At 42.8% G+C, this 7870-nt stretch carries 7 protein-coding genes; 4 read left to right on the top strand and 3 right to left on the bottom strand.

Going from position 1 to position 7870, the window contains the following annotated elements:
• Positions 1-50: 50 nt before the first annotated feature.
• Positions 51-986 carry a bacteriophage abortive infection AbiH family protein gene (locus G465_RS14705; protein ID WP_022654728.1) on the top strand — a complete coding sequence of 312 codons (936 nt, stop codon included), beginning with the start codon at positions 51-53 and terminating at the stop codon, positions 984-986.
• Between the two features lie 370 nt (positions 987-1356).
• Here the strand turns inward: G465_RS14705 and G465_RS14710 are convergent, their stop codons facing one another.
• The 3 genes from G465_RS14710 to G465_RS14715 all read right to left on the bottom strand — a co-directional run bounded on the left by G465_RS14710 (position 1357) and on the right by G465_RS14715 (position 5969).
• Positions 1357-2073 (bottom strand): hypothetical protein, encoded by a 717-nt coding sequence (locus tag G465_RS14710; RefSeq protein WP_052165448.1) that lies wholly within the window; start codon positions 2071-2073, stop codon positions 1357-1359.
• A complete protein-coding gene (locus G465_RS0112205; RefSeq protein WP_052165449.1) occupies positions 2048-3682 on the bottom strand; it encodes a TaqI-like C-terminal specificity domain-containing protein in 1635 nt (544 codons plus the stop codon). The genes G465_RS14710 and G465_RS0112205 overlap by 26 nt, the downstream gene beginning before the upstream one ends.
• A 94-nt stretch (positions 3683-3776) precedes the next feature.
• Positions 3777-5969: a YgiQ family radical SAM protein gene (locus G465_RS14715; RefSeq protein ID WP_022654730.1), complete on the bottom strand. Its 2193-nt coding sequence runs from the start codon at positions 5967-5969 to the stop codon at positions 3777-3779.
• 110 nt (positions 5970-6079) lie between these two features.
• On the opposite strand from G465_RS14715, the gene G465_RS0112215 reads away from it, so the two are divergent.
• The 3 genes from G465_RS0112215 to G465_RS15660 all read left to right on the top strand — a co-directional run.
• The gene (locus tag G465_RS0112215) at positions 6080-7309 is read left to right on the top strand and encodes a DUF1615 domain-containing protein (protein WP_027405449.1); all 1230 of its coding nucleotides are present in this window, start codon (positions 6080-6082) and stop codon (positions 7307-7309) included.
• Positions 7310-7412: 103 nt separating this feature from the next.
• A complete protein-coding gene (locus G465_RS15865; protein ID WP_022654732.1) occupies positions 7413-7550 on the top strand; it encodes a hypothetical protein in 138 nt (45 codons plus the stop codon).
• A gap of 120 nt (positions 7551-7670) precedes the next feature.
• Positions 7671-7870 (top strand): helix-turn-helix domain-containing protein (locus G465_RS15660; protein WP_022654733.1); only part of this gene is annotated, 200 nt, incomplete at its 3' end.

Genomic DNA, 7870 nt, shown 5'->3' on the forward strand with positions numbered 1-7870 from the left:
TGTTTTGGGTGGATGCACTGCGTTTATCCACCCTACTACTATAGGTAATCATGAATAATTCTATTTTGTATGTTATTGGAAATGGTTTTGATATATATCATGGTATTAATTCAAGATATTCTGATTTTAAGAATTTTACAAGAGCAAATGATTGCCAATTATATGAGATAATTGAAAATTATTATAATGTTGATGATTATTGGAGCGACTTGGAATGTGCGCTTGCAAACCTTGATTATGATTCAATCTTGGATGATTTTTCCAGTCTTCTTGTTTCTTACAGTGCAGAGGATTGGAGTGATGCCGATCATCACAACTATCAATACGAAATAAATAACATAGTTTGTATGCTAACAGATAGAATGTTATTAAGTTTTTCAAACTGGTTGAAGCAACTCCAATTAGACTTGGGGAACTTTTCAAAGTGTCAACTTGATTACCTATCTTTAAACGGGCTTTTTCTGAATTTTAACTATACAAGCACATTAGAAAAATTTTATTGTATTAAGCCTGAGAATGTTAACCATATTCATGGATGCATAGATATTGAAAGTGATAAGATAATTCTGGGGCATTCGTGGAATCCTGAAAAAAGAAGACCACTAAATGCAAAGATTGATTTTGAAGTTATGGAAGAAAATTTTGTCGATGTCGATACTCGTATTTATGAAGCAAATGCCTTAATTGACGATTATTTTCTGAAAACCTATAAACCGACCAAGAGAATTATTGAGGATAATAAAGATTTTTTTGAGAGAGTATCAAAAGTAAAACGCATATACGTTCTGGGACATTCGATTTCAGATGTTGATATTGATTACTTTAAGCAATTAGTTTCCTCTATAAATGTTAAAGCCACTGAATGGTATGTTAGTTTTTATAGTGAGTCAGAAAAGGAACATCATCAAGCTATATTAAATAGAATCGGTGTTCCAAATAATTTAATTTTTCTAAGAGAGATAAATGATATGCCAAAAGCACCCTAACTCAGGTTAACCCCCCAAAAAATCCCTCTCCCCGAGCCCGCGTCTGCGGGCTTTTTTACGTTTGTCGGGCGTGGTGTGGGTTGAGCTGTTATTCTCTTTTTCCGCGAAAAGCCGTTGCCAGCGGGATTTCGTCAGATTCGACAGATAAAGAAGCAATAGAACAAAGAAAAGGTTGGGTGACTAAAGTCATCCAACCTATGCAATTAAATCTGATTGTTACATGAACGTAAAAATTACGAATAAGGCCATTCCATGTGATTGGTGTATTGGGACTCAACCCAACAGCCTTGGCCTTGTTGGAACCTAGGCCGGATTATTTGAGTGAAGTTCAACTGGCGGTGGCAGGTTTTATGCATACCTTGGCCGATTATTATCCTTTTGCTGCTTTCCGTATTGCCCCCTCCAAATCATCATCCTTAAGCTCATACTTTGAGAATAAGTGGATTTTGTCATGTTTTATATGCAACTGCCCTTCGTTTCCTTTGTTGCCTCTATGTTGCCCTTTTGAATAAAAAGGATTTTTTTCAACCTCATCTGAACTCATTATCCATAACACAATTTCATCCCGAAAGACGGCAACCCATATAAATACATCACAGTATTGCGGTTTCAGTTGCTGAAAATTCATAATGAATTGCCTGTTTGTATCTCTTGCTAATGCTTTCACATAAAGAGGTTCTTCACTATTACTATCTACTGCTCTAGATGCTTTTACCTCAATAGTAATTCCGTCGAGCCAAAGATCATATTCTCCAGCATAATTTGGGTCTAATTTTTTGGATGGGGTTTTTAGTTTTGAACACTTACCTTTCACATATGTTTGGGCAAATTTCTCACCAAATCCTCTAGGGGCTGATATTTCAAAAATCCATAAGTTCGGGTTTTGACTGATATATTCCGATCTAATTTCAATATATTGATTATAATTAAGACCACCCTTTTCGATAAGATTACAAATGAGATGCTCATACTCATTAAACGGAAACACAGGCTGATCTTGCTCTATCAAGTCTAGAACTTCTCTTAAATCATCCTCGGTACCGCTAAATGAGGTGGTTATTCTATTTTTTAATTCTAAAAGTTCCACAGTTAGTCCTCTCAACATTGATGGAAGTCAGATATTCTGACTCTATAAAATTTTTCCCTGAAAGAAATTGGTCATGAATAGGCAGTAACTCTAGATCTCCTCTCAAAACTTTATGGGTATTGAATAATTTTCTAAAGATCCAGTTCATAAAATCGCTATTAAATAGTTCACAAATTACTTTCATTGAAACTGGGAACTCTTTTTCGGTTATAAGTATATTTGCACTATTTATTACAAACCTAGACTCTGTATCGTAGAAGAAACACAGGTTTGAGGAAATAAATTTATAAATTAATTTTTCTGGCGCTTCATATAAGTTAATTGGGGCAACCTGTTGATATAGAGAGAAATCTTTTGGAATATAAGTTGATGCTGGCTTTAATCCATATTTTGTTATATCTGAGCCTTTGTAAACTGGAATAAGACCATCTTTTAGAATATTATCTACATATTTTTTATTATTTCCTGTAACTATACCGATCCCCCATTGTGCTCTACCTCTAAGAGTTACATAAGGAATTGAGTAGACATGCTCTATTACTTTAGCCTCATCATCTGTGCATGAAATATTAAATATTGATTTGGGGTTTTTTCGAAATGAATCTACATTTCTTTTAAAATTTTTATCTTTGTAAACACAATCTATATTCTGATCAAGAATAGAATCTTTTTTACTGATGACCATCCCAACAGCTCCAGTTAAAATCCCTTTAAATGGTTTTCCATAATGGGATAATCGTTGAATCTGAAGCATGAGTGCTGATAGTCTTGCATCTTCATAGGTAGCTACATTAAAAAATGACTCTGGTAACAACAGCCCTAAAGTACCACCTAAATTTAATGATTTAATACAACAAAAATAAAACAGTGAGCAAGTATCAATGCTACTACCACCCTTTAATATTTTGCTTATTGATTTTTTTTCTGCTTGTTCAATTTTTTTTCCCCATGGAGGGTTAGTAAAAATATAATCATAACTCCCTGCTTTTTCAGAAACTGATAGATGAAGAAAATCATAGCATTTTATATTATTGCTTTTATAACCTGTTTTTTCTAGTATTCTTCTCTTTGCAATTTCTACCGCTACATGATCAGTATCAAAACCAAATATGTTTTCAGGTTTAAATCCGATCTCTAGTGCCCTAACTAAAAAGTTTCCAGAACCACAGCATGGATCACAGAAGGTTTCATCTCCAGTGAGTTGATTTTTTAAAGAAAGTAAATCATTGACAATATAACTTGGTGTGTAGTAAATCCCCTCTTTATTTCTGTAGGAGTCTGAAAGACCACTTTCATACAAATCGCCCATGGAGTCTATTTTTTCAATTCCCAAATCAATTTTTCTTAAAAACTCAGCTGCAAGATATTCATGATTATGATTGTCTTTCTTTGATTTGTTTGCTCTTTGATTAAGTTTCTCTACCCCAGATATTTTTTTGTCAAAATTTTCTACTGAATTTCTTGATATTTTACCTTTTGATATAATCTCTAAATAACCAGTTTTAACCCAGTTTCTTATAGTGGCACTAGACACTCCAAGAATCTTTGCACTTTCCTCTATACTAAAGTATTCTAAATTTTCAATATCAAGAAAAGTTTGTTGTTCCATATTCCTCATTTCATGCATCCCCATTCATGATTTTCACAATTTTGGGCGTAGGTTAGGTCTCAAGCCAACCTACGCAAGGTCACGCACTAATCAATCAACGCGCCCGTTTCCGTGCGGCGCTGGCGGTGAGGGGTTTGGGGCCGGGGCGTTTGATTTGCACCTTATTCGCTGGCCGAGGCGGCAGGCCGTTGGCGCGAGGTGGGCGAGGGCGTTGACCGGTGTGGTGATCCGCCGGCGGAATCAAACACTCCGGCCCATAGCCAATCAACTCACTGCGTCCCATTTTCTCAATCGCCTCACGCAACAACGGCCAATTTTTCGGGTCGTGATAACGCAAAAAGGCCTTGTGTAACTTGCGGCGATAACCATCACGCACCACATCCACCTTTTCCGAACTCCGCGCCAGCTTTTTCAACGGATTACGGCCGGTATGCCACATCGTCGTTGCCAGCGCCATCGGCGTGGGGGTGAAGGTTTGCACCTGATCGGGCTGGAAGTCATTTGCTTTGAGCCACAACGCTAAATTCAACATATCCTCATCACTGGTACCTGGGTGGGCAGCGATAAAGTAAGGGATTAAATACTGTTTTTTCCCTGCTTGACGCGAGAAACGCTCAAATAATTTCTTGAAACGCTCATAACTGCCAATCCCCGGCTTCATCATCTTCGACAAAGGCCCAGCTTCGGTATGTTCCGGCGCAATTTTTAAATAACCACCGACATGGTGCGTTACCAGTTCCTTAATATATTCCGGCGACTCCACCGCTAAGTCATAACGCAGGCCAGAGCTGATGGTGATTTTTTTAATACCGGGTAGGGCGCGTGCTTTGCGATACAGGCGAATTAACGGATCGTGGTCGGTGTTCAGATTTTCACAAATCCCGGGATAGACGCAAGACAAGCGACGACAGGAAGATTCAATTTTTGGATCTTTACAGGTCAAACGGTACATATTTGCCGTTGGCCCACCTAAATCGGAAATTTGGCCGGTAAAGCCGGGGGTTTTGTCACGAATTTCTTCAATCTCACGCAGAATCGAGCCTTCCGAGCGGCTTTGAATAATCCGCCCTTCGTGTTCGGTAATAGAACAGAACGTACAGCCACCAAAACAACCACGCATAATGTTGACCGAAAAACGAATCATCTCCCACGCCGGAAAACGCGCCGAACCATAGCTAGGGTGTGGATGGCGAGCGTAGGACAGGCCATACACATGATCCATCTCCTCGGTTTTTAATGGCAATGGCGGCGGATTGAGCCACACATCGCGTTCACCATGTAATTGCACTAAGGCCCGCGCATTACCGGGGTTGGACTCAATATGTAGGGTGCGGCTGGCATGGGCATATAACACAGGGTCGTAGGCAACCGCCTCAAAAGCCGGAATTCGCACCACCGTTTTGTGACGCTGTGCCCGCCGTGCGGCAACACGCTCAGCTAATGACATAAAACGTACCGGCTGAACGGTTTGCTCGCCGTTGTCCGTTTTGCTATCGCTTGCCGTGGGTGTGGGTTCCATCGCATAAGGATCGGGATGTGGCTCGACACGTCCGGGTGCATCAACGGTGGTGGAGTCGACCTCAATCCAGTCGCCATCGGGCAAATAACCCTGTGGCGCAATAAAGGCGGTGCCGCGCACATCGCGGATATCGGATAATTTCTCGCCAGCAGCCACGCGATGCGCAATCTCGATCAGAGCACGCTCGGCATTGCCATAAAGCAAAATATCGGCTTTAGAATGAACCAATACGGATTGCCGAACTTTTTCACTCCAATAGTCATAATGGGCAATCCGGCGCAAACTGGCTTCGATACTGCCAATCATCACCCCGATGCCGGGGAAGGCCTCACGACAACGCTGGGCATAAACCACCACCGCCCGATCGGGGCGTTTGTCTGGCAGACCATCGGGGGTATAGGCATCATCAGAACGAGGGCGACGATCGGCGGTGTAACGGTTAATCATCGAATCCATATTGCCTGCCGTCACACCGAAAAACAGATTAGGCCGGCCTAGGGCACGAAAAGCGTCGGCACTGTGCCAATCTGGTTGGCTGATAATCCCAACCCGAAAACCTTGTGCCTCTAACAGACGGCCAATCAATGCCATCCCAAAGCTAGGATGATCGATATAACCGTCACCAGTCACTAAAATAATGTCGCAGCTGTCCCACCCTAACTCAGCCATTTCTTGCTGTGACATCGGCAAAAAAGGTGCGGGACGGGATAAGCGACGATAAGGACGATAGCTGTGGATCGGTTTGGGAGATAAAGCAACAGGATTCATGCGAGAAAAAACCAAAACAGAATGAAGGCCGCTATTGTGCCTGAGTTGAACTCAGCTTGTCCGTTACCGTTTGCACCGTTGCAGTGTTTCTTTTTCAGAAAGTGTTTTTTGTGTCAAAACAAATCGTTATCTCCATTTCAACAATAGGGTTATTAGCAGGTTGTGCTACACAACCATTCACCGGCGACCCTTCCCCTGCCCCCATCATCAGCAAGACCAACGAACCCACCGCGCCAACCAGCAAACCCGCGCCAGTGGCGATACCAATCACCCCCCCACCGCCGCCACGTTCACCTTATCCCACTGCGGCCTCTGAAGCCGAGGCACGGCAACTGTTAGATAAAGTGATTCCGCAATCGGTGAGCCAACGTAGCGCATGGGCACAAGATATGGCACAAGCGTTTACTGCCTTAAAACTGCCCTATCGAGCAGACTATTTTTGTGCAACAGCAGCAGTGATCGAGCAAGTGTCGAATTGGCAAGCCGAACCAGTGGTAACAGGCATCAGCCAAATTGTTTGGCGTGAAATTGAACAGCGAGCCGGACGCTACGGGGTGCCGTTGTTGGCAGTGCAGACGGCGTTGTTAATTCCCTCGCGCGATGGCCGCAGCTATAAAGCACGCATTGATAACCTGCGTACCGAACGGGAACTGAATGCTTTATATGAAGAAATGATGGAGCGCATTCCCTTGGTGCGCGACAAGCTGTCGATGAATAACCCGATTCGAACTGCCGGCCCAATGCAAGTCAGTATTGCCTTTGCACAAGAACACGTCCGACAAAAACCTTATCCCTATGGTCGGGTAGATATTCGACAAGAAACTTTCACCCGCCGTGGTGGGTTGTATTTTGGTATCGCCCATTTATTGGAACATCCGGTGTCGTATTCACACATGCGCTATCGTTTTGCTGATTTCAATGCCGGTCATTACTCCTCACGCAATGCCGCTTTTCAGTTGGCTGTGGCGCGTTTAAGTGGTCAGCCGTTGCAGGCCGATGGCGATTTATTGCGTTATCAAGATGGCAAGCCCACCGCCCAAGCCAGTCAAACACAACAACGGCTCTATCCTTTAGCCAATCGCTTGGGGCTCTCACGACAAGACATCGACCAAGATCTCACCCAAGAAAAACGCCATAGCTTTGAACAAACTCGACTGTATCAACGTGTGTTTAGCCTTGCCGATCAAAGCAGCCAAGGCAAAATGGCGCGGGAAGTGGTGCCGTATATTCGATTAAACAGCCCAAAAATCAGCCGCCGTCTCACCACAGAATGGTTTACCGAGCGAGTCGAAGGCCGTTATCAACGTTGTTTACAGCGAGTTAATAGCTATAGGCAATGATTTTTAATTTTTCTATTGCTTAGATAAATTAAAACAACTTCCCTCGGTTTGTCATCACTGCCACACTGAATAGCAATATCAAGACAGCCGCAGGGGCAAGACCATGAAAACAGATAGTGCGGTATTCCATCCCGAATCACGTTTTAGCCAACTGTGGTGGCAACATGTGGCACAACATCCGTGGACAGCCGCCGGTTTAACCTTAGCAATGGCATTGGTGTTGTTATCCCCTGCGCCGTAAAACCTCGCCATTCATGGCGGGGATATCAGGCGCAAACGGCAAAGCCGTTTTAGGGTTTAGTGTTGCGGTTGTAAAGTAAAAACAAATCAATGTTTGCTTTGCTGTTTGTATAATGAGCGCATGAAACGACTTCAAGCCTTCAAATTTCAACTGACACCCAACGGCCAGCAAACACGGCAAATGTCGCGCTTTGCGGGTTCGTGTCGGTTCGTCTTTAATAAGGCGTTGGCGTTGCAAAAGGAATGGTATCAGTCTGACCCGACAAGCAAGTTTTCTTACGTCAAATTAGCCAATCTGTTGCCCAGTTGGAAGCAAGAATT

This window comes from Aquaspirillum serpens DSM 68 (genome assembly GCF_000420525.1).
In the GTDB taxonomy this organism is placed as follows: domain Bacteria; phylum Pseudomonadota; class Gammaproteobacteria; order Burkholderiales; family Aquaspirillaceae; genus Aquaspirillum; species Aquaspirillum serpens.

Coding starts and splice junctions, on each gene's coding strand:
- G465_RS0112205 (WP_052165449.1), bottom strand. CDS start 3,682: ATGGAACAACAAACTTTTCTTGATATTGAAAATTTAGAATACTTTAGT.
- G465_RS14705 (WP_022654728.1), top strand. CDS start 51: ATGAATAATTCTATTTTGTATGTTATTGGAAATGGTTTTGATATATAT.
- G465_RS15865 (WP_022654732.1), top strand. CDS start 7,413: ATGAAAACAGATAGTGCGGTATTCCATCCCGAATCACGTTTTAGCCAA.
- G465_RS14715 (WP_022654730.1), bottom strand. CDS start 5,969: ATGAATCCTGTTGCTTTATCTCCCAAACCGATCCACAGCTATCGTCCT.